23 protein-coding genes are annotated in these 22,862 nt (G+C 61.6%); 12 read left to right on the forward strand and 11 right to left on the reverse strand.

Features of this window, described 5'->3' with window-relative positions:
* Positions 1–81 precede the first annotated feature (81 nt).
* Both BLS41_RS08095 and cysC read left to right on the forward strand, forming a co-directional pair.
* A complete protein-coding gene (locus BLS41_RS08095; RefSeq protein ID WP_074763823.1) occupies positions 82–1,680 on the forward strand; it encodes a tetratricopeptide repeat-containing sulfotransferase family protein in 1,599 nt (532 codons plus the stop codon).
* Positions 1,677–2,213: an adenylyl-sulfate kinase gene (gene cysC, locus BLS41_RS08100; protein WP_074763824.1), complete on the forward strand. Its 537-nt coding sequence runs from the start codon at positions 1,677–1,679 to the stop codon at positions 2,211–2,213. Before BLS41_RS08095 ends, cysC begins: the two co-directional genes overlap by 4 nt.
* 40 nt (positions 2,214–2,253) lie before the next feature.
* Here cysC and BLS41_RS08105 read toward each other — a convergent pair whose 3' ends face one another.
* Both BLS41_RS08105 and BLS41_RS08110 read right to left on the reverse strand, forming a co-directional pair.
* Positions 2,254–2,499: a hypothetical protein gene (locus tag BLS41_RS08105; RefSeq protein ID WP_074763825.1), complete on the reverse strand. Its 246-nt coding sequence runs from the start codon at positions 2,497–2,499 to the stop codon at positions 2,254–2,256.
* A gap of 225 nt (positions 2,500–2,724) precedes the next feature.
* A complete protein-coding gene (locus tag BLS41_RS08110; protein ID WP_074763826.1) occupies positions 2,725–2,937 on the reverse strand; it encodes a DUF3820 family protein in 213 nt (70 codons plus the stop codon).
* Positions 2,938–3,138: 201 nt separating this feature from the next.
* Here BLS41_RS08110 and BLS41_RS08115 point away from each other — a divergent pair, with 201 nt between their 5' ends.
* Both BLS41_RS08115 and BLS41_RS08120 read left to right on the forward strand, forming a co-directional pair.
* Positions 3,139–4,191 (forward strand): NADP(H)-dependent aldo-keto reductase, encoded by a 1,053-nt coding sequence (locus BLS41_RS08115; RefSeq protein WP_074763827.1) that lies wholly within the window; start codon positions 3,139–3,141, stop codon positions 4,189–4,191.
* Between the two features lie 466 nt (positions 4,192–4,657).
* On the forward strand, positions 4,658–5,080 hold the full coding sequence (locus BLS41_RS08120; RefSeq protein ID WP_074763828.1) for a hypothetical protein: 423 nt from the start codon (positions 4,658–4,660) through the stop codon (positions 5,078–5,080).
* A 70-nt stretch (positions 5,081–5,150) separates the two neighbouring features.
* Here the strand turns inward: BLS41_RS08120 and BLS41_RS08125 are convergent, their stop codons facing one another.
* Together BLS41_RS08125 and nodI are read right to left on the reverse strand one after the other, a co-directional pair.
* Positions 5,151–5,978: an ABC transporter permease gene (locus BLS41_RS08125; RefSeq protein WP_074763829.1), complete on the reverse strand. Its 828-nt coding sequence runs from the start codon at positions 5,976–5,978 to the stop codon at positions 5,151–5,153.
* Positions 5,979–6,057: 79 nt separating this feature from the next.
* Entirely contained in the window at positions 6,058–6,972 is a 915-nt protein-coding gene (nodI, locus tag BLS41_RS08130) for a nodulation factor ABC transporter ATP-binding protein NodI (RefSeq protein ID WP_074763830.1), read from the reverse strand.
* 275 nt (positions 6,973–7,247) lie between these two features.
* Between nodI and BLS41_RS08135 the strand changes: the two genes are divergently transcribed.
* The gene (locus BLS41_RS08135; protein WP_074763831.1) at positions 7,248–7,715 is read left to right on the forward strand and encodes a universal stress protein; all 468 of its coding nucleotides are present in this window, start codon (positions 7,248–7,250) and stop codon (positions 7,713–7,715) included.
* Between the two features lie 180 nt (positions 7,716–7,895).
* Here the strand turns inward: BLS41_RS08135 and BLS41_RS08140 are convergent, their stop codons facing one another.
* From BLS41_RS08140 to lexA, 3 genes are all read right to left on the reverse strand, one after another.
* The gene (locus BLS41_RS08140) at positions 7,896–8,528 is read right to left on the reverse strand and encodes a DUF2939 domain-containing protein (RefSeq protein WP_074763832.1); all 633 of its coding nucleotides are present in this window, start codon (positions 8,526–8,528) and stop codon (positions 7,896–7,898) included.
* Between the two features lie 248 nt (positions 8,529–8,776).
* Positions 8,777–9,127, reverse strand: coding sequence for a hypothetical protein (locus BLS41_RS08145; RefSeq protein WP_074763833.1), 351 nt, complete (start codon positions 9,125–9,127; stop codon positions 8,777–8,779).
* Positions 9,128–9,224: 97 nt separating this feature from the next.
* Positions 9,225–9,875, reverse strand: a complete 651-nt coding sequence (gene lexA, locus BLS41_RS08150; RefSeq protein ID WP_074763834.1) for a transcriptional repressor LexA — start codon at positions 9,873–9,875, stop codon at positions 9,225–9,227.
* A 313-nt stretch (positions 9,876–10,188) separates the two neighbouring features.
* Here lexA and BLS41_RS08155 point away from each other — a divergent pair, with 313 nt between their 5' ends.
* From BLS41_RS08155 to BLS41_RS08180, 6 genes are all read left to right on the forward strand, one after another.
* Positions 10,189–11,226, forward strand: a complete 1,038-nt coding sequence (locus BLS41_RS08155) for a sulfate ABC transporter substrate-binding protein (RefSeq protein WP_074763835.1) — start codon at positions 10,189–10,191, stop codon at positions 11,224–11,226.
* Positions 11,227–11,391: 165 nt separating this feature from the next.
* A complete protein-coding gene (gene cysT, locus BLS41_RS08160) occupies positions 11,392–12,294 on the forward strand; it encodes a sulfate ABC transporter permease subunit CysT (RefSeq protein ID WP_074763836.1) in 903 nt (300 codons plus the stop codon).
* Entirely contained in the window at positions 12,291–13,331 is a 1,041-nt protein-coding gene (gene cysW, locus BLS41_RS08165; protein ID WP_171910208.1) for a sulfate ABC transporter permease subunit CysW, read from the forward strand. The genes cysT and cysW overlap by 4 nt, the downstream gene beginning before the upstream one ends.
* Positions 13,331–14,389: a sulfate/molybdate ABC transporter ATP-binding protein gene (locus BLS41_RS08170; RefSeq protein WP_074763837.1), complete on the forward strand. Its 1,059-nt coding sequence runs from the start codon at positions 13,331–13,333 to the stop codon at positions 14,387–14,389. Before cysW ends, BLS41_RS08170 begins: the two co-directional genes overlap by 1 nt.
* Before the next feature lie 107 nt (positions 14,390–14,496).
* Positions 14,497–15,423 carry a CysB family HTH-type transcriptional regulator gene (locus tag BLS41_RS08175; RefSeq protein ID WP_074763838.1) on the forward strand — a complete coding sequence of 309 codons (927 nt, stop codon included), beginning with the start codon at positions 14,497–14,499 and terminating at the stop codon, positions 15,421–15,423.
* 122 nt (positions 15,424–15,545) lie between these two features.
* Positions 15,546–16,568: an asparaginase gene (locus BLS41_RS08180; protein ID WP_074763839.1), complete on the forward strand. Its 1,023-nt coding sequence runs from the start codon at positions 15,546–15,548 to the stop codon at positions 16,566–16,568.
* Positions 16,569–16,702: 134 nt separating this feature from the next.
* Here BLS41_RS08180 and lysM read toward each other — a convergent pair whose 3' ends face one another.
* The 4 genes from lysM to gcl all read right to left on the reverse strand — a co-directional run bounded on the left by lysM (position 16,703) and on the right by gcl (position 21,619).
* Complete coding sequence (gene lysM, locus BLS41_RS08185) at positions 16,703–17,197, reverse strand: peptidoglycan-binding protein LysM (RefSeq protein ID WP_074763840.1); 495 nt, start codon at positions 17,195–17,197, stop codon at positions 16,703–16,705.
* Positions 17,198–17,945: 748 nt separating this feature from the next.
* A complete protein-coding gene (locus BLS41_RS08195; RefSeq protein WP_074763842.1) occupies positions 17,946–18,854 on the reverse strand; it encodes a 2-hydroxy-3-oxopropionate reductase in 909 nt (302 codons plus the stop codon).
* A gap of 78 nt (positions 18,855–18,932) precedes the next feature.
* A complete protein-coding gene (gene hyi, locus BLS41_RS08200; RefSeq protein ID WP_074763843.1) occupies positions 18,933–19,742 on the reverse strand; it encodes a hydroxypyruvate isomerase in 810 nt (269 codons plus the stop codon).
* Between the two features lie 101 nt (positions 19,743–19,843).
* Positions 19,844–21,619: a glyoxylate carboligase gene (gene gcl, locus BLS41_RS08205; protein WP_074763844.1), complete on the reverse strand. Its 1,776-nt coding sequence runs from the start codon at positions 21,617–21,619 to the stop codon at positions 19,844–19,846.
* A 195-nt stretch (positions 21,620–21,814) separates the two neighbouring features.
* Between gcl and BLS41_RS08210 the strand changes: the two genes are divergently transcribed.
* Positions 21,815–22,729 carry a LysR family transcriptional regulator gene (locus BLS41_RS08210; RefSeq protein ID WP_074763845.1) on the forward strand — a complete coding sequence of 305 codons (915 nt, stop codon included), beginning with the start codon at positions 21,815–21,817 and terminating at the stop codon, positions 22,727–22,729.
* Positions 22,730–22,862 lie beyond the last annotated feature (133 nt).

A 22,862-nucleotide genomic window follows, 5' to 3' on the forward strand; every position in this document is an offset into this window, starting at 1 on the left:
GCGCGCTGAGGCCGGACGAAAAGATCGCCCCCGCCACATTCAGGACCGCTTCACGCGACGCCTGCAAACCACCAGCCGTCAATGACGAAAGATCCACAGCCGGCTACCGCATCCGAATGGCGCAGCGAAGGTGACGCACACGTTGCACGCAACGAACTCGATGCCGCGCTGCACTGTTTCGACACAGCCCGCACGCTCGATCCCGCCGATGCAGTCCACTACGAGCGGCTCGCCACCACACTCACCGCGCTAAGCCGCCATGCCGAAGCGGCCGACCAGTATCGCGAGGCGATCGCGCGCAATCCAGACAACGCGGATCTGCATCACGGGCTCGGTTGGGCGCTCGAACTCACGCATCGACTTGAAGAAGCAATCGACGCATATCGCGAGGCGGTACGTCACAATCCGCGCGCGGACGGCTCGAGCAACAACATGGGCAACTGCCTGCAGGCGCTCGGCCGTTTCGACGAAGCGCACGAAGCGTATCGCCGCGCGATAACCGGCGCGCCACGGGTGCCGCTGTATTACCGCAATTTCGTGCAGACCAAGCGTCTCACGGTCGACGATCCCGTGTTCGAGTCGCTGCGGCAACTGATTGCCGATAGCGCCTCGCTGAGCGTCGCCGATCAGGCCGAAGCTCACTTCGCCTATGGCCAGGCGCTCGCGGACGTGGGCCGCAATGACGATTCGTTCGATCATCAACTGAAAGGCAACGCACTGCATCGCGCCGGCGTGCGCTATAACGAAGCGGATTCGCTAGGCCTGTTCGCCCATATGCCGGCCATGATGAACGCGGACGTGCTCGCCGCCGCGCGCGGTCTGGGCGATTCGTCGGCCGCGCCGGTTTTTATCATCGGCATGCCGCGCTCCGGTTCGACGCTGATCGAGCAGATTCTGGCGAGTCACCCGCAGGTGTTCGGCGCGGGCGAGCGTACCGAATTCGGCGAGGCGCTGGTGAAGAGCATCTGTCGTCCGGTTGGCGATCCGTTGAGGATCGGCATCGAGTCGATGCAGGGAGTCGGCGCCGCGCAATTGCGTACGCTAGGCGGCGACTATCTGCGTCTCATGCAGCGGGCGCTGCCCGACATGCAACGCGAAAGCAGCGGCGATACACCTCGCTACACGCGCTTCACCGACAAATATCCGTTCAATTTCATCAACGTCGGGCTGATTCACCTGGCGCTACCGAACGCGCGCTTTATCCATAGCAGCAGGTCGCCGTTGCAAACCTGTCTGTCGATTTTTTCGCGGATCTTCCACGACGTGCCGTTCGGTTATGACCTCGGCGAACTCGGCCGCTACTATCGTGCGTATGATAGGTTGATGTCGTACTGGCACAGCGTGCTGCCCGAGGGCGTGATGATCGAAGTGAAATACGAAAATCTGGTCGAGGATTTTGAAGGCAATGTGCGGCGGATGCTCGCGCATTGCGGGCTCGACTGGGATGAGCGCTGCCTCGCGTTCCATCAGACAACCAGGCAGGTGAACACAGCCAGCTCGGCTCAGGTGCGTCAGCCGATCTACAAGACTTCGGTGCGGCGCTGGCAGCCACGGGCCGAGTTGCTTGAGCCGCTGTTCGACGGCTTGGGTGCGGAGCTGGCGTCGGCTGACGGCATTGTCCGAAGGGATTCTGCCGTCGCGGATCGGCAGGCGGCCGTAAGCGCGGGGCAAACATCATGAGCGGGCAGCGTGGTGCTGTTATCTGGATGACGGGCTTGTCCGGCGCGGGCAAGTCGACGCTGGCCGACGCGCTGCACCGGCGTCTCACGGAACAGGGATGCGCGTCGATCGTGCTCGACGGCGACGTACTGCGACGCGGGCTGAACGCCGACCTCGGTTTTTCCACCGAAGATCGCAGCGAGAATCTGCGCCGCGTCGCGCACGTCGCGGCGCTTTTCATGCAGCAGGGTTTCGTTGCGATTGCCGCGGTGATTTCGCCGGAGCATCTGCATCGACGCACGGCACGTGAAATCGTCGGTAACGGTTTCGTCGAGGTGTTCGTGAATGCGCCTCTGCAAGTGTGCGAAGCGCGCGATGTCAAAGGGCTTTACGCACGCGCGAGGCGCGGCGAGATTCCACTTTTCACCGGTATTTCAGGTGTGTTCGATGTGCCAGTCGCGCCGGATGTCGTGATCGACACCGCTCATGTGTCGGTCGATCAGGCGGTGGACCGGTTGCTTGACCAATTGATGCGGATGGAGCGTTTGCAATAACTTCCGGGGGCGCTAGCGAGATAACGCGAAACGTCGCCGATCAATGCATCAACACAGCCGAATGATGCAACGCAGGGTACACGCCGACGATAAACGCCGCATAAATCGCGGCCATCGTCACACCGGCGGCAGTGCCCCAGATATCGCGCGACGCTGCACCCTGGCGGAAATGCACGGGTAGCCCTACAACCAGATAACCGATCAGAAAAAACGCGATGACCGCGCGCACGGGCGACAGATCGTGACCGATAAATTCGAGCAGGGCGGGCAGGTTAAAAGCGGGCATGGACCAGCGGCAAGATGACTGACGAATGGTTGCGCGGTGAGTGTTTCGTTGCGCAACGACCTATGCCGATTTAAGTCCACTCACGCGTGTCGCGCAAGAAAAAGTCTGTATGAATTTGTACAAGCCTACATTGCTTGCACGCGGCCTTCGCTGCAACTTTCAAGTGGCTTCGTTGCGCTTCGGCAGGCTTTCATTTTGCGGTTTTTTATTCGCGTTTCAGTAAGATCAACGCTTGCGCAAAGGTTCGAGCAACGGCTTCAAACCGTTGTGATCGATCTCCTGCATCAACGCGAGTAGCCGGCCAATTTCGCCGGGCGGAAAGCCCTGGCTCGCGAACCAGTTCAGATAGTGGCCGGGCAGGTCCGCAATCACGCGACCCTTGTATTTGCCGTAGGGCATTTCGCGTGTGACCAGCAGTTCGAGATGTTCGGGATTCATGGCAGGTGAGGGCGAGAAGGGCGACGCAAAGCAGTTGAGCGCGACATAGCGGGCGAGGTTTCGATACAAGGCTGAACCGTGGTCCGGCGGAAAGCGAGCCGAAGCGAACCTCATCGTTCCGGCATTCTAGCGTCGCTGCAGGCATGGCGCGGGCGTGGTAAGTTCAGCGTTTCCAGTTCACACATTCAACAGGACGAATAGATGGAATACCGCAGACTTGGCGACTCCGATGTGCAGGTTAGCCTGATCGGTCTCGGCACCATGACTTGGGGCGAGCAGAACAGCGAACAGGAAGCGCACGCGCAGATCGATTACGCGCTCGATCACGGTGTCAACCTGATCGATACCGCAGAAATGTACCCGGTGCCCCCGCGCGCCGAGACGCAGGGTTCGACCGAGCGTTACATCGGCACGTGGCTCGCGCAGCATCGCAGCGCGCGCGAAAAAATCGTGCTTGCCACCAAGATCGCGGGTCCGGCGCGTCAGCCGCACAATCCGCGCCATATTCGCGGCGAAGGCAACCAGTTCGACCGCAAGAATCTCGAAGAGGCGCTCAACGACAGCCTCAAGCGTCTGCAAACGGATTACGTCGATCTGTATCAACTGCACTGGCCGGATCGCAGCACGATGACGTTCGGCCGTCCGTCGTATCCGTGGGTCGACGACGCTTATACGGTGCCGATCGAAGAAACGTTGTCGGTGCTCGCCGAGTTCGTCAAGGCGGGCAAGGTGCGTCACATCGGGGTGTCGAACGAAACGCCGTGGGGTGTCGCGCAGTTTCTGCGCGCAGCCGAAAAGCTCGGCTTGCCGCGTATCGTCAGCATTCAGAACCCGTATAGCCTGCTGAACCGCACGTACGAAGTGGGTCTGTCCGAGTACGCGCATCGTGACAATATCGGTTTGCTCGCGTATTCGCCGCTGGCGTTCGGCTGGCTGTCGGGCAAGTACGAAGGCGGCGCGCGGCCGGCCGGTGCGCGCATCTCGCTGTTCGAGCGCTTTGCCCGTTACAGCAAGCCGCAAGCCATCGAGGCGACTACCCGTTACGTGGAACTGGCGAAGCGTCACGGCATGTCGCCCGCGCAATTCGCGCTCGCGTTCGTCAATAGCCGTCCGTTCGTGACGAGCAATCTGATCGGCGCGACATCGCTCGACCAGCTGAAGGAAAACATTGCCAGCGCGGACGTGAAGCTGTCGGCGGACGTGCTCGCGGAAATCGACAAGCTGCACGAGTTGCAGCCGAATCCGGCGCCTTGATGCGTTAGTGTTCCGGATTGCCGCCCCGGCGTGGTGCCGGGGCGACTTGCTTTCGATGTTGCTGTTTCAGTCTTGCTTTCTCTTCGGGTTCTCGACCTTTTTTCGGCGCGCACAACACGCGCGGGCTGATCGCCCAGCAGCCGAGCCGAACATCAAATAAATGTAGAGGCGCAAGCCTGCTCCCATCGCGCTCGATGTATCGCCGCGCACCAGTCCCGCACGCCGCCAACACGCAATCAGCCACGGCACCCTCGTGCCGATGCCGTCACTCCGCACGGCGCAAATGTCCCTGCTGGAACGCGAATCACGACCTACACTGTGGTGGACGGTCGGCCTGGCGAGGCGGCCTGAGCGGCTGGCCATGCTGCAACGCACACCAGTGGTAGGATTCAGCCCGAAAAATGGAGCGCGGCGCAGTCTACGCCGCGTGACGTGCACAACAGAGCGATAGGACTCAGGACATCGAATGGCGCAACAAAAAACAAACCCAAAACTTGAGCAGGCGCTGACGCGCGGGGATCTTGCAATCCGTCAGGCGAACTCGGCACGCGCCACCGCGCTGCTGCGCGCGTTGGGCAAGATGATCGTGGATGCGTCGGCGACCATCGGCGTGGAAGCCTTCACGCTGATTCCCGATGGCGACAAGATTTACGATCCCGCCGATGGCCTGTGGCCGCAAGAATTGCAGATTTCGCTCGACGGTCCTGTCGAAGATTCCGATCCGGACGAGGTTCGCACGGTACGCCTGATTTCCGACGATCCAGGCACGGTGTTCCGGGTTGAATGGCAGCGCGCCGACGGCAAGATCGGTCGTCAGGACGGCGGCCCGTTCGCGACGGTCGCGTTCATCTCCGACGTCGATATTCCGTGGACGGACGACGAGGACTGATCCCGTTCGATCATCGTGAACCTGCCGCAGGCGACGCATTTCGATGCCTGCGGCTCGCGGCGATTCAAGCCTATTTCATCATCCTGCGACGGAACAGAATCGCGGAAACGATGAACCCGCCGACAGCATAAGCGGCCAGCACGGCCAGATGCAAAACCGCGTTGTCGACCGGCCGCCCGAGCATCGCGGGCCGGATCAGATCGACCGCGTGCGCCAGCGGCAACACGCTGGTCGCGATCTGCGCGGCGGCGGGCAACTGTGAAGACGGAAAGAACACGCCGGAAAGCAACAGCATCGGCGTTAATACCAGCGTCTGATAAAACATAAAGAAGTCGTAGGACGGCGCGAGTGCCGTCACCACCATCGCGACCGACGCAAACGCGAGACCGGTCAACACGATAACCGGCAAAGCCAGCAGCATCGACGGAAAATTCGCGTAGCCGAGCGAGCCTGCGACCAGCATGATCGCCGCGCCGGACAGCATCGACTTGCTGCCCGCCCACACGACCTCGCCGAGCACGATGTCGCCGAGCGTGAGGGGCGTATGCATGATCGCCTCCCACGTGCGCTGCACGTGCATCCGCGAAAAGCCCGAATACATCGACTCGAAACTCGCCGACATCATCACGCTCGACGCCACCGTGCCCGCCGCCAGGAACGAGATGTACGACACGCCGTCGACGTGCCCGACCATCAGGCCAAGCCCGAAACCGAGGCCGAACAGGTAGATCATCGGGTCTGCGAGGTTGCCGAACATCGACGCAAGCGCGAGCTTTTTCCACACAAGATAGTTGCGGCGCCATACCGCGATCCAGTTCACGGCATTGGCAGGGAAGGCCGCGAAGGATTCCTGTTTCGACGGCGTATCGCCCGGTGGTTCGTAGATGCGTGCGTCCATTGCTCGGTGTCTCGTGCTGTGTCGTTATAGCTTTAGCGGATCGCGGCCGATGTGGGTTCCAAGTCGCGATTGGTGCATCTCAATCCTGCATTTCGCGGCCCGTAAGCCGCAAAAACACGTCTTCCAGATTGGCCGGCCGATGCAGATAGCGCAGGTCAGCGCGCTGCTTAAGCCGCGCATGCACCGGCTGAGCATCGTGCACGTAACAGAACAGCGTTTCTCCGCTGATCTCGGTGCGCTCGACCAGCGGCGCGAGTTCGTCGCGCAAAGCAAGCGGATCGGGACCGAAAATCTCGATCACATCACAGCCGATCTCGTTGGCAATCAATTCACGCGGCGCACCTTCGGCGATCTTGCGGCCTTCTTCAATCACGCATAGCCGATGACACAGGCGCTCGGCTTCTTCCATGAAGTGGGTGGTAAGCAGAATGGTCTTGCCGCGCGCCAGCAACGAGCGCAGCCGTTCCCAGATCAGATGCCGAGCCTGCGGATCGAGTCCGGTGGTCGGCTCGTCCATGATCAACACGTCGGGATCGTTGACGAGCGCACGCGCCAGCGTAAGCCGCCGCTTCATGCCGCCGGATAGTTCGCTCACGCGTGCATCCGCCTTGCTTTCGAGCCGCGCGAATTCAAGCAGCGACGGCACGACCGCGCGGCATTGCGCGGCGCTCAGGCCGAAGTAGCGGCCGAACACCAGCAGGTTCTCACGCACCGTGAAGTCGGGGTCGAGATTGTCGAACTGCGGCACCACGCCGACGCGCGCCCGCGCCACTCGCGCGCGGCCGGGAATCGGCTCGCCGCACAGATGGATCGCGCCCGAGTCGGGTGACGCGATGCCGAGCAGCATGCGCAACGTGGTGGTCTTGCCCGCACCGTTGGGGCCGAGCAGGCCGAAACATTCGCCCGCGTTGACGTGGAACGACAGACCGTCGACGACGGTTTTTTCGCCGTAGCTTTTCTTGACCTGGTGAAACTCGATGGCGGCTTCAGACATAAATCGGTCGATGCTCCGGGAAGAACGCGAATGGCCGGGGAAGCCGCTTATTCTAGGGCATCGGCGGCCGGAAGTTCGGCGTAGACAATGGGCCTGATGCTGCGTATTGCGGTGCCGCAATTGGGCCGCGAATCCCCGTGATGGTGCGCCAACCTGCCTCCCGCAGACCTATAGGCGGAATTGGCCGCTAGTTAGCGTTTTCCATCCCTTGCAACCTGAATTGCGGCGCACCATGATTCATTCACACCGTGCGTTCCGCGCGAGGGGAGAAAATCATGGCGAGCTACCAGAAAATCCTGTTGTGCTACGACGGCTCGCGAGAAGGCCGCAAGGCACTGCGCTGCGGCGCCGATCTGGCGTTGGATCTGAAGGCGGAAACGCATTTGCTGTCGGTCGTGGATATGCGATCGAGCATTGCGCAGAGCGCCGGCCTGCTCACCGACGTGGCCTGCGGCAGTTTCGAAAAGACCGCTCGCGATATTCTTCAGGAAGGGGTGAACTGGCTCACGGAGCGCGGCGTCAGCGCGCAGGGGCATTTCGCGTTCGGCCATCCCATTGACGAAATCGCGAATCTCGCCAATGAGTTGAATGTCGACCTTGTGGTGGTGGGGCACCGCTGCCGGACGGGCTTGTCCAGATGGTGGATGGGCGCAGGTAATACGCCGCTGCTCGACCGGGTTTCGTGCAGCATTCTGGTGGCCTGCTCGTCCGCGCAGGAGCAGCAGCAAGCCGCTGCGGCTTGATGTCTGGGAAAGGGGCGGCGTGACGGTTTCGCTTTGATAAAAGGCGAAACCGTCTGATGCGGCTGCGATGTTCTGTGCAACGTTGAAGCATGTCGACGCGGTTGATGGCGTCGGCATGCGCTAACCCGCGCACGTCCCTGACAATGAAACGGAGGCTGGCCTGAGTTTCAGGCCAGCGGATCACTCGTTCAGATTGATCGCCGTGAGCTTCCAGGTGAACAAACCTTCGCGCTGAAAGATTGCCGAATAATTTGCGTCACCTTCGCCACGCCGGTAGGTCACGACAAACTCGTTGATGCCGCGATAACCCGCCGTAGTCTCCCGCGCTGGCGGTTGCGTAGCGCTGGCTGTGTCTCCAGTCGGAGCGGAGGTTGCCGCATCTGCTGCGGGTGCATTGCTGGCATCAGGCGGCGCGGGTGGCCGCTCGCCCGGATTGCCACGCGGCGGCATGCCATTCAGCAATGCCGCGACGCCGTCTGGGGTTGCATAGGAATCCACCAGCGGTCCGATCAACGTGACGCCGATCATCGCGCCGATGGTGGCCATTTTGCTGTTGGCATCGGCGTCCAGCCGACGTGTCAGCATGCCCGTTATCTGCTGCTTCAGGCTGTCGCGTAGAGCGGGAAAATCGACGTATTGATTGACGGTTTGCGCGTCACGCGCATCGGCTGCACGTTTGAGGTTTCTCAGCGCGATATACGGTGATGCGTAGGCAAATCCCAGCGCGGCGATTACCACGATCACGATCAACGTGATGATCAGCGGACGGGTTGCGCTACCCTCGCTGCCCTTCATGCGTGTCGGAACTGTCATCGAATGGGACTCCGATCAGGTTGGATGTCAATGTGGACCACTGCCCCGCAAGAACAATCCCATTCTATGCAAATATCTTAGTGGCAGCCCCGAAAAGCGCATGCAGCAATTGGCTGGGTATGTGCAATGTGCGGTGTGATCGCGTGGCGCAATCACATGCATAACTGCGTAAGACAGCTGTCTTACAAAGCCACTTGCTAACCCAAGGCTGGTTCACGGTTCGCACGGGAAACCCACACGCGCTCCGCTTACCCCTCGAACACCACGCCATGAACATTGGCTTCTTCTGCAATGCAGTGATCGATCATCCGGCATACCGCATCGACCGTGCCGACCATGATGAGTCGCGACGGCCCGTGATAAACACGCACCGGCGCGCGCCGTGCAGGCTCCGTCATATTCAGGCTTGAATTCAACGACACGCGAGCAAAAGCCGGCAACGACGAGGGCAAGCTGGATGCGCTTTCCGATGAGTCGAACAGCGATGGAGTGCTCGCCCCCGGCGCCTCAATTGACGAACTTGAGCAAGGCACAAGCTTGCGCAGATGGCGCAGACGACCGAACTGGCGAAAAGGCAGCAGGCGGGCAAGGCGTTCCATGAGTCTCTCCAGGCGATGCAGCAATGATGCAGCGTTGGTTAGGCGAACCGGCGCAAGCGAAACAACGGTGACGCGTGCACGAACTAAGCGCGAGCGCTTAGAACTCGCCAGGACGAATCAACCCGACGGCGATTCCTTCCAGCGCGAATTCCGCACTGCCGGTCTCGACGAAGATGTTTTCGTAATCAGGGTTTTCCGCGATCAGCTCGAGGCCGTTCGGTCGGCGCTTCAGGCGCTTGACCGTAACGTCGTCGCCGAGTCGCGCGATGATGATCTGGCCGTCTTTGGCCTCGCTCTTCTTTTGCACCGCAAGCAGGTCGCCGTCGAAGATGCCTGCGTCGCGCATGGACAGCCCGCGCACTTTCAGCAGGTAGTCGGGCTTGCTCGAGAACAGCGCCGGGTCGCATGCGAAATGCTGCGAAATATGTTCCTGCGCGAGGATCGGACTACCGGCAGCCACGCGGCCGATGAGCGGCAGCGACAGCTGCATGATGCTCGGATGCGGCAGGGTGAACTGATGCGGTGCGTCGTCCGGACCCGGCAACAGGCGGATGCCGCGCGATGCGCCGGCCGCGAGTTCGATCACGCCCTTGCGAGCAAGCGCGCGCAGATGCTCTTCTGCCGAATTGGCTGAGCTGAAGCCCAGCTCGGCGGCGATTTCTGCGCGGGTGGGCGGAAAACCGGAGCGTTCGATCGCCCGGCGGATCAGATCGAAAACCTGCTGCTGTCGTGCGGTGAGTTTTGTCATGGCCACTGTATGTATGAACAGGTAGCTGTATTTTTATACAGTATTCGGCGCATTTCAAGCTTTACTTTAAGTTCGTCACGAACGGGGCCGCTCCAGCGTCGACATAGGACGCTGAAACACCCGTTTTCGTGCCGCAACGCCTTATCCCGCTGTCGTTACCACTTTTACGTATTAAAGAATGAATAAACATTATTTTTAATGATGAAAGCCCTTCGATAGACTGGCCTCCGAGTTGGCGCTCATGTGCACGTGACCGCGACGCAAAACAACATCACACGCTGTTTTCAGCGGACCACACGCGGAGAAAGTTGGCATGAACCATCGGAACACGGGACTGGCGGGTAAAACGAAGCAACTGATCGCGGCGCTTGCGTTCGGCGCGGCGAGCGTCGTCGGCGGAATCACGCAGGCGCATGCCGACACGACGCTGCTGAACGTTTCCTACGATCCGACGCGCGAGCTGTATCAGGACGTCAATCAGGCATTCGGCAAGGAATGGAAGGCGAAGACCGGCGAGACCATCACCTTCAAGCAGTCGCACGGCGGCTCGGGTGCGCAGGCTCGCTCGGTGCTCGACGGCCTGCAGGCCGACGTCGTCACGCTTGCGCTGGCTTATGACATCGATGCGCTCGCCAACAAGGGCATCGTCGACAAGGGCTGGCAGAAGCGCCTGCCGGACAACGCGTCGCCGTACACGTCGACCATCGTGTTCCTGGTGCGTAAGGGCAACCCGAAGCACATCAAGGACTGGGACGATCTGATCAAGCCGGGTGTGTCGATCGTCACGCCGAATCCAAAGACCTCGGGCGGCGCGCGCTGGAACTACCTCGCAGCATGGGCGTATGCCGAACATCAGCCGGGCGGCAACGACCAGAAGGCGAAGGAATTCGTCGGCAAGCTCTACAAGAATGCCGGCGTGCTGGATTCGGGCGCGCGTGGCGCGACCACCAGCTTCGTGCAGCGCGGTATCGGCGACGTGCTGATCGCGTGGGAAAACGAGGCCTTCCTGTCGCTGAAGGAATTCGGTCCGGACAAGTTTGAAATCGTCGTGCCGTCGGTCAGCATTCTGGCCGAGCCGCCGGTGGCAGTGGTGGACAAGGTGGTCGACAGGCACGGCACGCGCAAGCTAGCCGAGGCTTATCTGAACTTCCTGTATAGCGAGGAAGGCCAGGAGATCGCGGCGAAGAACTTCTACCGTCCGCGTTCGAACAAGGTGCCGGCCGAGCTGACCGCCAAGTTTCCGAAGCTGAAGCTGTACACGGTGGACGACTCGTTCGGCGGCTGGACCAATGCGCAGAAAACGCACTTTGCCGATGGCGGCGTGTTCGATTCGATCTACCAGCCTCAGTAATTCCGCCGATGCCTGGCAAGGCAGAGGTAAAAAGCGGCGCGGCAACGCGCCACTTCCGAGCGCGCCCAGTGGGCGCGCTTTTGGCTAACCGGCGTACGGTGGCCGCAAACGTCGAGCGAAGCCAGTGATCAAAAACGCAAGCATCAACCTGAAAGAGTATCCAGCATGACGACGTTCACCTTCCGGAAGCCGAGCGCGTTGCCCGGCTTTGGCCTGACTCTCGGCATCACGGTGGCTTATCTGAGCCTCGTGGTGCTGATTCCGCTTGCGGCGACCTTCCTGAAAACCGCCACGCTCGACTGGAGCCAGTTCGTGCGCGCGGTTACTTCGCCACGCGTGCTCGCGTCGTACCGGCTGACGTTTTTTTCCGCGCTCGGCGGCGCGCTGATCAACGCCGTGTTCGGCTTTCTGGTCGCGTGGGTGCTGGTGCGTTACACCTTCCCGTTCAAGCGCATTGTCGATGCCGTGGTCGATCTGCCGTTCGCGCTGCCTACTTCCGTGGCCGGTATTTCGCTGGCGGCGGTCTATTCGGGCAACGGCTGGATCGGGCAGTTTCTCGAACCGCTCGGCATCAAGATTGCGTTTACGCCCGCGGGCGTGCTGGTTGCGCTGACCTTCATCGGCTTGCCGTTCGTCGTTCGTACGGTGCAGCCGGTGCTCGAAGAGTTCGAGCGCGAACAGGAAGAGGCCGCCGCGTGCCTGGGCGCGACGCGCTGGCTGACGTTTCGTCGGGTGGTGTTGCCGGCGGTTTTCCCGGCTTTGTTGACGGGTTTCGCGCTCGCGTTCGCGCGTGCGCTCGGCGAATACGGCTCGGTAATTTTCATTGCCGGCAATGTGCCGATGAAGTCGGAAATCACGTCGCTGCTGATCATCACGAAGCTCGAGCAGTACGACTACGCGGGCGCGACCGCGCTGGCCGTGGTGATGCTGGTGGTGTCGTTCCTGATGCTGTTGCTGATCAACACGTTGCAATGGTTTTTGCAGCGCCGGACGAAGCGCGGTAGCGCGGGGCCGGCGCCGGGTTCGAGCGTGCCGAGTGTCGCGGCAATCGGCGGAGGTGTGCAATGAGCCGCCGTTCCGTGAATGAAGCGCAGGGCGCGCATGACGCAAGCGCAGCCGCCATAGCGCCGCGTGCGCCGCTGAACGTCGCGCGCCGGCCCGATCCCGTCACCGAGCGTCCTGTCGTGCGCTGGATTCTGATTGGCGTCGCGCTGCTGTTCCTCGCGCTGTTCCTCGTCGTGCCGCTGGTTTCCGTGTTCTATCAGGCGTTCAGCAAGGGCATCGGCTTCTATTTCGAATCGCTCGCCGATCCGGACGCGCTGTCCGCGATCAAGCTGACCGTGATTACTGCCGCGATTGCGGTGCCGCTGAACCTCGTGTTCGGTCTGGTGGCGTCGTGGTGTATCGCCAAGTTCGAATTCCGTGGCAAGGCGCTGCTCACGACGCTGATCGATCTGCCGTTCTCGGTGTCGCCGGTTATCTCGGGCTTGATCTACGTGCTGATGTTCGGCGCGCAAGGCTGGTTCGGCCCGTGGCTCGAAGACCACAACGTGCAGATCATCTTCGCGGTGCCGGGCATCGTGCTCGCGACGATCTTCGTCACGTTCCCGTTCGTCGCCCGCGAACTGATTCCGTTGATGCAGGCGCAAGGCAACGACGAAGAAGAAGCCGCGCACGTGCTCGGCGCGTCGGGCTGGCAGATTTTCCGCCGCGTCACGCTGCCCAATATCAAATGGGGCCTGCTGTACGGCGTGATTCTGTGTAACGCGCGTGCAATGGGCGAGTTCGGCGCGGTCTCGGTGGTGTCCGGCCACATTCGCGGACAGACCGACACGATGCCGCTGCACGTCGAAATTCTCTACAACGAATACAACTTCTCGGCGGCGTTCGCCGTGGCGTCGGTGCTGGCTCTGCTCGCACTCGTGACGCTCGGCCTGAAGCTGCTGGCCGAGCGTCATATGTCGGCGGAACTGTCGGACGCGCGCGACGTGCCCGCGTACGCAGGTCCGATCGCGCAGGCCGCGCAAACGTCGCCGCGCGCTTCCGCCTCTATCAACACCACGCATGCACCGCAGCAACACCCGCTCAAGCAAGGAGAGCTGTAATGGGTATCACCGTTCGTAACCTGCAAAAGCGCTTCGGCGATTTCGTCGCGCTCGATAATGTCTCACTCGACTTTCCGCCGGGTGAACTGGTTGCGCTGCTCGGGCCGTCGGGTTGTGGCAAGACCACGTTGTTGCGCGTGATCGCCGGTCTCGAATACGCGGACGGCGGCCAGGTCGTGCTGCAAGGGCAGGACGTCGCGACGGTCGGCGCGCGTGAGCGTGAAGTGGGCTTCGTGTTCCAGCATTACGCGCTGTTCCGTCATATGACGGTGTTCGAGAACGTCGCGTTCGGACTGCGTGTGAAGCCGCGCAAGGAGCGTCCGTCGGAAGCGGTGATCCGCGAGAAAGTGCATGAACTGCTGAAGCTCGTGCAACTCGACTGGCTGGCGCAGCGCTATCCGTCGGAATTGTCGGGCGGTCAGCGGCAACGGATTGCGCTGGCGCGCGCGCTGGCGGTCGAGCCGAAGGTGCTGCTGCTCGACGAACCGTTCGGCGCGCTCGATGCGAAGGTGCGCAAGGAGCTGCGTAGCTGGCTGCGTCGTCTGCATGACGATCTGCATATCTCGACGATTTTCGTCACGCACGATCAGGAAGAAGCGCTCGAAGTGGCCGACCGTATCGTCGTGCTGAATCGCGGGCATGTGGAGCAGGTGGGTAGTCCGCAGGACGTGTACGACCATCCGCAAACCTCGTTTGTCTACGAGTTTCTCGGCGCGGCGAACCGTCTGCACGGCAACGTTGATGCAAGCGGTTTCGTCGTCGACGGCGCGGCGCTGCCGGTGTCGGTCACGGCCGGCTTCAGCGGCCCGGCATTCGCGTATGTGCGGCCGCACGACCTGCAGTTGTATCCGCAGGCAGCGGGGCACCGCGAAGGCATCGTTGTCGATGTGCGGCGCGTGGTCACGCTCGGCGGCTCGGTGCGGGTCGAACTCGCGGGCCGCGAGGGCAATCTGCTCGAAGCCGAACTCGACCGCGAATCGTGGCGCGAACTGCAACTGTCGGTTGGCGACGGCGTGACGGCAGTGCCGCGTGCGCTGCGCGTTTTTCCTGCGCAGTGAGCGTGACGATCGCGCAAGCACAAAGACGGTAATGCAACAGAAACTGGCGTTTTAGCCGAATCCAAGAACTCAAATAACTTAACTCTGGCTGAACCGGAGAGACAACGATGAATTTCCAGCAATTGCGCTTCGTGCGCGAAGCCGTGCGTCAGAACATGAATCTGACCGAAGTGGCGAACGTGTTGTACACGTCGCAGTCGGGCGTGTCGAAACAGATCAAGGATCTGGAGGACGAACTCGGCGTCGACATTTTCATTCGACGCGGCAAACGTCTGACGGGCCTGACCGAGCCGGGCAAGGCGGTGCATCAACTGATCGAGCGGATGCTGCTCGACGCGGAAAATCTGCGCCGCGTCGCGCGTCAGTTCGCCGATCAGGATAGCGGTCACCTCGTCGTGGCGACCACCCACACGCAGGCGCGTTACGCGCTGCCGAAGGTGATCCGCCAGTTCACCGAGGTGTTCCCGAAGGTGCATCTGGCGCTGCGCCAGGGCAGCCCGCAACAGATCGCGCAGATGATCATCAACGGTGAAGCGGATATCGGCATCTCGACCGAAGCGCTCGACCGTTTCCCGGACATCGTCACGTTCGCGTGCTATTCGTGGCATCACATCGTGGTCGTGCCGAAGGGACACCCGCTGGTGGGCCGCGAAAACCTGACGCTCGACGAGATCGCCGAATTCCCGATCGTCACGTACGACCAGGACTTCACGGGCCGCTCGCACATCGACCAGGCGTTCGCCAAAGCGGGCGCGTTGCCCGACGTCGTGCTGACCGCAATCGATGCCGACGTGATCAAGACGTACGTCGAACTCGGCATGGGGATCGGCGTGGTCGCAGCCATGGCCTACGATCCGAAGCGCGACACCGAACTCGTCGCGCTCGACACGCAGCATCTGTTCGAAGCGAGCACCACGCGGATCGGTCTGCGCAAAGGCGCGTTCCTGCGCGCGTACGCGTACCGGCTGATCGAGATGTTTGCGCCGCAGTTGAAAGAGGCGGAGATCGCCGCGCAATTGCGCGAAGCGGTTTAACGCACGATAGCGCGCGTGCCAGGCGTTCGACGTCTGGCACGCATGTCGAGCCGCTCCGAATCGAACGGCCATCCGTTTTTTCTCGCGGGGCGGCGGGCGGCGCATCGCTTACAATCGCCGCCATGAATACTTTGACCTCTTCTTCCGCGACCTCATCGCTGCCGCGCATCGCCGTCGTGGCGACCGGCGGCACGATTGCCGGGGCGGCCGCGGACGCCACCAACACGTCCGGCTATCAGGCCGGTGTGGTCGGCGTCGATCAGTTGCTGGCCGTGGTGCCGGCTTTGTCCACGGTGGCGCGAATCGCGCCCGAGCAGATTGCCAGCGTCGACAGTAAAGACATGGCGATGCCGCTGTGGACCACGCTCGCGCAACGCATCAACACACTGCTGGCTTCCGACGATATCGATGGCGTGGTCGTCACGCATGGCACCGACACGCTCGAAGAAACCGCCTACCTGCTGCATCTGACGATCAAATCGGCCAAGCCGGTCGTGCTGACGGCGGCAATGCGCCCGGCGTCAGCGCTGTCCGCCGATGGTCCGCTGAATCTGCTGAACGCGGTGACGGTGGCGGCGCACGCGGGTTCGCGCGGGCAGGGCGTGCTGGTTGCGTTCAACAACAAGATTCACAGCGCACGCGACGTGGTCAAGACGAGCACGTATGCGGTGGATGCATTCCAGTCGCCGGAAATCGGTGCACTCGGTTGGGTGCAGGACGGCCGGGTCGAATTCCAGCGCAGCGTGGTTCGGCCGCATACGCTCGCGACCGAATTCGTGATCGGCACGACCTGGCCGCACGTGGAAGTCGTGGCGAGCTACGCGGGCGTGTCGCGCATCGCCGTGGATGCACTGGTTGCAGCGGGCGTGCGCGGTATCGTCGTCGCGGGCACGGGCAACGGCTCGATTCACGTATCGATGCAGCAGGCGCTCGCTGATGCCGCGTCGCAAGGCGTGGCGGTAGTGCGCGCGTCGCGGGTGGGTTCGGGGCATGTGATGCGCAATGGCGCAGCCGCTGACGACGCGCTCGGCTTTATCAGTGCAGGTTCGCTGAATCCGTTCAAGGCGCGCGTGCTGTTGATGCTGGCGCTGGCCGCAGGCGGCACGGGACCGGTTGCGTTGCAGAAGGCATTCGACACGTATTGATCTGCATTGACGATTAGCGTTTCAACAAGGTCGCTCAATGAAAAAACGCGGCTTCGGGATGATCAGTCCCGAAGCCGCGTTGTTGTTTCTGCCTGCACTTTAATGCTTGCTGCAAGACATTAAACTGTCAAACCTCACACCGGCGGAATAACCAGCACCTGACCCGGATAAATCTTGTCCGGGCTTTTCAGCATCGGCGTATTCGCCTGAAAAATCACGTCGTTCTTTGCGCCGCTGCCATAGTATTTTTCCGCGATCTTCCACAGATTGTCACCGGCCACGACTGTGTGAAACTGCGTCGGCGCGGCGGCGGGCGTGGTGACGGTAAGTTGATCGTCGACCTTGTCGACGTTCTGCACGTTGCCGGCAGCGACCAGGATCTTGTCTTTGGTCGGCTGATCGGCAGCTTCGCCCGATACCGTGACTGCATGGCTCGTGCCGTCGTACGCGACTTGCAGATTGGTGGCGTCCAGACCCTGGCTGCGGATATAGGTAGCGATGGCGTCGCCAGCGGTTTTATTGAGCGCGGCAAGGTCGGGCGCGGCGGGAGCGGCTGCGGCTTGAGCGGGCGCGGAACCGGCGCTGAACAGTTTTTCGCCGGCTTCCTTGATAAAACTGAGAATACCCATCGATCACACTCCTGACATTGGGGGCGCAAAAACAGATTGCGCACGTGGTTGGGGCACTGATTGCCATGCAAACGGATGACGTGGAAAACGCGTTGCAGTACGCGCGATGCGAGGTGCTGGAATACGCGAATGATGTGCTCATGAGCGCAACACCTGGCGCAAATAACGTCTTGCAAACGCAGGCAACCAGACTCAACGAGTGTAGGAGAAAAGCGCGGGACGATGTGTCAAAAAAAGTGAGCCGCCAGGCGCGGAGTTGCAAGCAAATGCAAACGCGCGTGCACGCCGGCGGCGTGCATGCTTGCATCGTGTTGCGAGAGATTGGCGGATAAAGCAGAACGATGAATCCGACAGCCGGACACCCGACGACGACGTCTGACCGACCAAGGCTTCCCCGGCGTCGCCGGGTGCCGCTGCGGACCCCACTTGCCGCTCTCAGCCCAGAGCGGCACGATTTGCCCGTTCCACCGCGCAAGCTGCACGCGATGAACGGACGCCCCACCTGCGATTGCGATGACGTTCAATAACGTCTGACGGTCAGCGCAATCTGTATGACTGTGTGATGTATTTTTTATGTCTCGTGAAACAGGCTCGCCGCGCGCTGCCTGCTTATCTGAGTGCACGCGCTGTCGAGCGTTTCTCGCGTTCAACTACGTTCGGTGAGGCTGCCGCGCGCGGTGCGCGAGTTTCATGCGCGTCATAAATATCGCGCGGCAGCATCGACAACGGCCCTCTCAATCGATTTTTTTTAAGCTGCCTTCGCTTCGCTATCCGGTGCTTGTGCGACTTCGTGGTTCGCCATGATTTCCAGCGCGCGCACCATCGCCGAGTGGTCCCATGCCTTGCCGCCATTCGCCGCGCACACGCTGAACAGTTGCTGCGCACTAGCCGTATGCGGCAGGGCGATGCCCAGCTTGCGCGCGCCATCGAGTGCGAGGTTTAGGTCCTTCTGATGCAGTTCGATACGGAAGCCCGGATTGAACGTGCGCTTCGTCATGCGCTCGCCATGCACTTCGAGAATCCGCGACGACGCGAAGCCGCCCATCAATGCCTTGCGCACGCGCTCGGGATCGGCGCCGGAGCGCGAAGCGAACAGCAGCGCTTCTGCCACGGCTTCAATATTCAGCGCAACGATGATCTGGTTCGCGACCTTGCACGTTTGACCCGCGCCGTTGTCGCCGATCAGCGAGATGTTCTTGCCCATCAACTCGAACAGCGGCTTCGCCTGCGCGAAGGCTTTTTCCGGGCCACCGACCATGATCGTCAGCGATGCTTCACGCGCACCGACTTCGCCGCCGGACACCGGTGCATCGAGATAGTCAACGCCGAGCGCGTTGATCTTTTTCGCGAACGCCTGGGTGTCGAGCGGCGAGATCGAGCTCATGTCGATCACCAGCTTGCCCTTTGTGAGACCGGCGGCGACGCCGTCGTCGGCGAACAGGACGTTGGCGACGTCTGGCGTATCCGGCACCATGATGACGACGATATCGGCGGCCTGCGCGACGGCGGCCGAACTGGCGACCACGCTGGTGGTTTTTGCGAGGTCTTCCGGTACCGGGTACGCGCCGTTCACGAACAGCGAGTGACCGCCCTTGATGAGGTTGCGCGCCATATGCGCGCCCATGATGCCGAGGCCGATGAAACCGATCTTTGCCATGTGTCTGAATCTCCAGTGTTGTTTGATGCGTCCCGCGTGCGGATCGACTTCGGGACGTAATGCGTTTGGGTGGATCGCTCAGGCCGCTGCGTGCGCCGCGCCGCGCGTTTGTCCTGCGACGCTCTGGACCCAGCCGAGGCCTGCGGCCGTCGTCGTGCGCGGTTTGTATTCGCAACCGACGTAGCCGTCGTAACCGAGCGAGTCGAGCAGCGAGAACAGATACGGATAGTTGATTTCGCCCGTACCCGGCTCGTTGCGGCCGGGGTTGTCGGCGAGTTGAATGTGCGCGATCTGCGGCAGATTCTTTTTGATCGTTGCCGCGAGTTCGCCCTCCATCCGCTGCATGTGATAGATGTCGTATTGCAGGAACAGGTTGTCCGAACCGACCGCGCGAATCACATCGAGACCTTCGCCCGAACGGTTCAGCGCGAAGCCGGGGATGTCGTACGAATTGCACGGTTCGACCAGTAGTTTTATGCCGGCCTTTTTCAGTTCGCCCGCTGCAAAACGCAGGTTGTCGACGATGGTCGAGCGTGCCTTGTCAGCATCGACGTCCGCTGTCGGAATGCCGACGAGGCAGTTCAATTGCGGCACTTTCAGTGCGCGTGCATATTCGATCGCACGGCCCACACCTTCCTGGAATTCGCCTACGCGGTCGGGCAGGCACGCGATGCCGCGTTCACCTGCTTCCCAGTTGCCCGCAGGCAGGTTGTGCAGCACGAGCTTCAAACGATTCTGCTGCAGACGTTCGCTCAGTTCCGCGATCTGGTACGGATACGGAAACAGGAATTCGACGGCGTGAAAGCCCGCATCCGCTACAGCTGAAAAGCGCTCGAGGAAAGGGACTTCGTTGAACAGCATGGTGAGATTCGCTGCGAATTTCGGCATGGTGCGTGTGTCTCTCTGGTCGGTCAGTGGATGTCTTTGCGAAGGCGACGCGTAGCTTGCAGATGCCACGTCGCGCGCCGCCTTCACATGATTGATGCAGTTCAGTCGAGCATGCTGATCGCGGTCGGCGCATCTTCACGCTTCACGGCCAGTTCCTCGAACTCGTTGATCGCGTCGATCTCGGTGCCCATCGAAATGTTCGTCACGCGTTCGAGAATCACTTCGACGATCACCGGCACGTTGAACTCGGCGAGCATCGACTGCGCTTTTTGCAGCGCGGGCTTCAGCTCTTCGGGCTTGAATACGCGGATCGCCTTGCATCCCAAACCTTCGGCGACGGCCACGTGATCTACGCCGTAACCGTTCATCTCCGGCGCGTTGATGTTCTCGAAACCGAGTTGCACGCAGAAGTCCATATCGAACGCGCGCTGTGCCTGGCGGATCAAGCCGAGGTACGAGTTGTTCACGACCACATGCACGTACGGCAGCTTGAATTGCGCACCGGCCGCGAGTTCTTCGATCATGAACTGGAAGTCGTAGTCGCCGGAGAGCGCGACGATCGGACGTTGCGGATCGGCTGCGCGCACGCCGAGCGCTGCCGGAATCGTCCAGCCGAGCGGGCCGGCCTGACCGCAGTTGATCCAGTTGCGCGCCTTGTACACGTGCAGGAATTGCGCACCCGCAATCTGCGACAGACCGATCGTGCTCACGTAGCAGGTATCGCGGCCGAACACCTGGTTCATCTCTTCGTACACGCGCTGCGGCTTCATCGGCACGTTGTCGAAGTGCGTCTTGCGCTGCAGGGTCTGCTTGCGCTGCTGGCAATCGGCGACCCAGGCGCTGCGGTCCTTCAGCTTGCCCGCCGCCTTCCATTCCTTCGCGACTTCGACGAACAGTTCGAGCGCCGCCTTCGCGTCCGACACGATGCCGAGGTCGGGACCGAACACGCGGCCGATCTGGGTCGGTTCGATGTCGATGTGAACGAACTTGCGGCCCTTCGTATAGACCTCGACGCTGCCCGTGTGACGGTTCGCCCAGCGATTGCCGATGCCGAGCACGAAGTCGGATGCGAGCATCGTCGCGTTGCCGTAGCGGTGCGAGGTTTGCAGGCCGACCATGCCGGCCATCAGCGGATGGTCATCGGGAATCGCGCCCCACGACATCAGCGTCGGGATGACCGGCACACCGACGGTTTCGGCGAATTCCACCAGCAGGTCTTCAGCGGCTGCGTTCAGCACGCCGCCGCCCGACACGATCAGCGGCCTGTCGGCGTCGTTCAGCAGATTCAGCGCGGCTTCGATCTGCTTGCGCGTCGCTTTCGGCTTGTAGACCGGCAGCGGTTCGTACGTGTCGATATCGAACTCGATCTCGGCGAGTTGCACGTCGATCGGCAGGTCGACCAGCACCGGACCCGGACGGCCCGAGCGCATCAGGTGAAAAGCCTGCTGGAACACGCGCGGCACCAGCGCCGGTTCGCGCACGGTCACGGCCCACTTGGTGACGGGTTTGGCGATCGATTCGATGTCGACGGCCTGGAAGTCTTCCTTGTACAGACGCGCGCGGGGTGCCTGTCCTGTGATAGCCAGAATAGGAATCGAGTCGGCCTGAGCGGAGTACAAACCGGTGATCATGTCGGTGCCGGCGGGGCCCGACGTGCCGATGCACACGCCGATATTGCCCGGCTGCGCCCGCGTATAGCCTTCGGCCATGTGCGATGCGCCCTCGACGTGACGCGCCAGCACGTGGCTGATGTTGCCAGCCTTGCGCATCGCCGAATAGAACGGGTTGATCGCGGCGCCCGGCACGCCGAACGCGGTATCGATGCCTTCTTTTTCGAGCACCAGAACGGCTGCGTCGACGGCTCTCATCTTGGCCATGAATGTCTCCTGAATGTCTTTGAAATCGGGCGAATCAAGGGGGTTGAGAGCACTTTAGGGCTGACCCAAAGGTTTGATAAGATCAGTTGGGGTCGCTTATTTCGAGACAAAAAGTATGGAATGGCGCGCGGCTGGACTTCCGGCCCGGCCTGAGCCGACGCTAAGCCGACGTGATGCGGCCCGCAGGAGACAACAATGGATCGCTTCAAACAGATCGAAACTTTCGTACGCGTCGCGGACGCGGGCAGCCTCGCGTCCGCCGCGCTGGAAGAGGGTGTGTCGCCGGTGATTCTCGGCCGGCGCATCGACGCGCTGGAAAAGCGCCTCGGCGTGAAACTCATGTATCGCTCGACCCGGCGGCTGGTGGTGAGCGAAGAGGGCGCCGCGTTTCTGGAGCGCTGCCGGGGTTTGCTGACCGACTGGGATCAGGCGGAAAACGAACTGAGCGCCGGGCGGCGCGCGGTGAACGGTCACCTGATCGTGTCGGCGCCCGCTGCGTTCGGGCGCAAGCACGTTGCGCCGCTCGCCCCCGCTTTCCTCGCCGACAAGCCCGAGTTGCAACTGTCGTTCAACCTGACCGACCGGGTGGTCGACCTGGTGCGCGAAGGGTACGACCTGTCGATCAGGATCGGCGGCGCGGTCGATCCGAACTTTGTCGCAGTGAAACTGGCGACCAACCGGCGCGTGGTGTGCGGCACGCCCGATTATTTCCGTCGGCACGGCAAGCCGAAAACGCTCGAGGATCTGCCGCAGCACAACTGTCTCGCGTTCAATCTGCAAGGCGGGCAGAACCGCGGCTGGTATTTCCGCCGCAACGGCAAGCTGGCGACCGTGCGGGTGGGCGGCTCGCTCGATTGCAACGACGGCGAGCTGCTGCATCGGTGGGTATCGGAGGGTTTGGGGCTGGGCTGGCGTTCTACGTGGGAAATCCAGCAGCAACTGGCGCGCGGCGAGCTGGAAACCGTGCTCGACGAGTTTGCGTTGCCCGATTACGACATCCTCGCCGTGTATCCGCAGCAGCGTTATGTGCCGGCAAGGGTGCGGTATTTCATCGATTATCTGAAAGAGGTGTATGCGAGCGACGGGTATTGGAATCGGCCGGCGTATTGATGGGCGGTGTTGGGAACGGGCGGAGGAGGGAATTGGCCGCCTGCCGCCCATCTTTTTGGCCAATCCTCCACACCAGCGGGAATAAACTCGGCAGATGACCGGTTATGCGATGAAAGGCAGTCACGACGAGCCG

Origin of the sequence: Paraburkholderia fungorum (genome assembly GCF_900099835.1) — a bacterium.
Lineage (GTDB): Bacteria > Pseudomonadota > Gammaproteobacteria > Burkholderiales > Burkholderiaceae > Paraburkholderia > Paraburkholderia fungorum_A.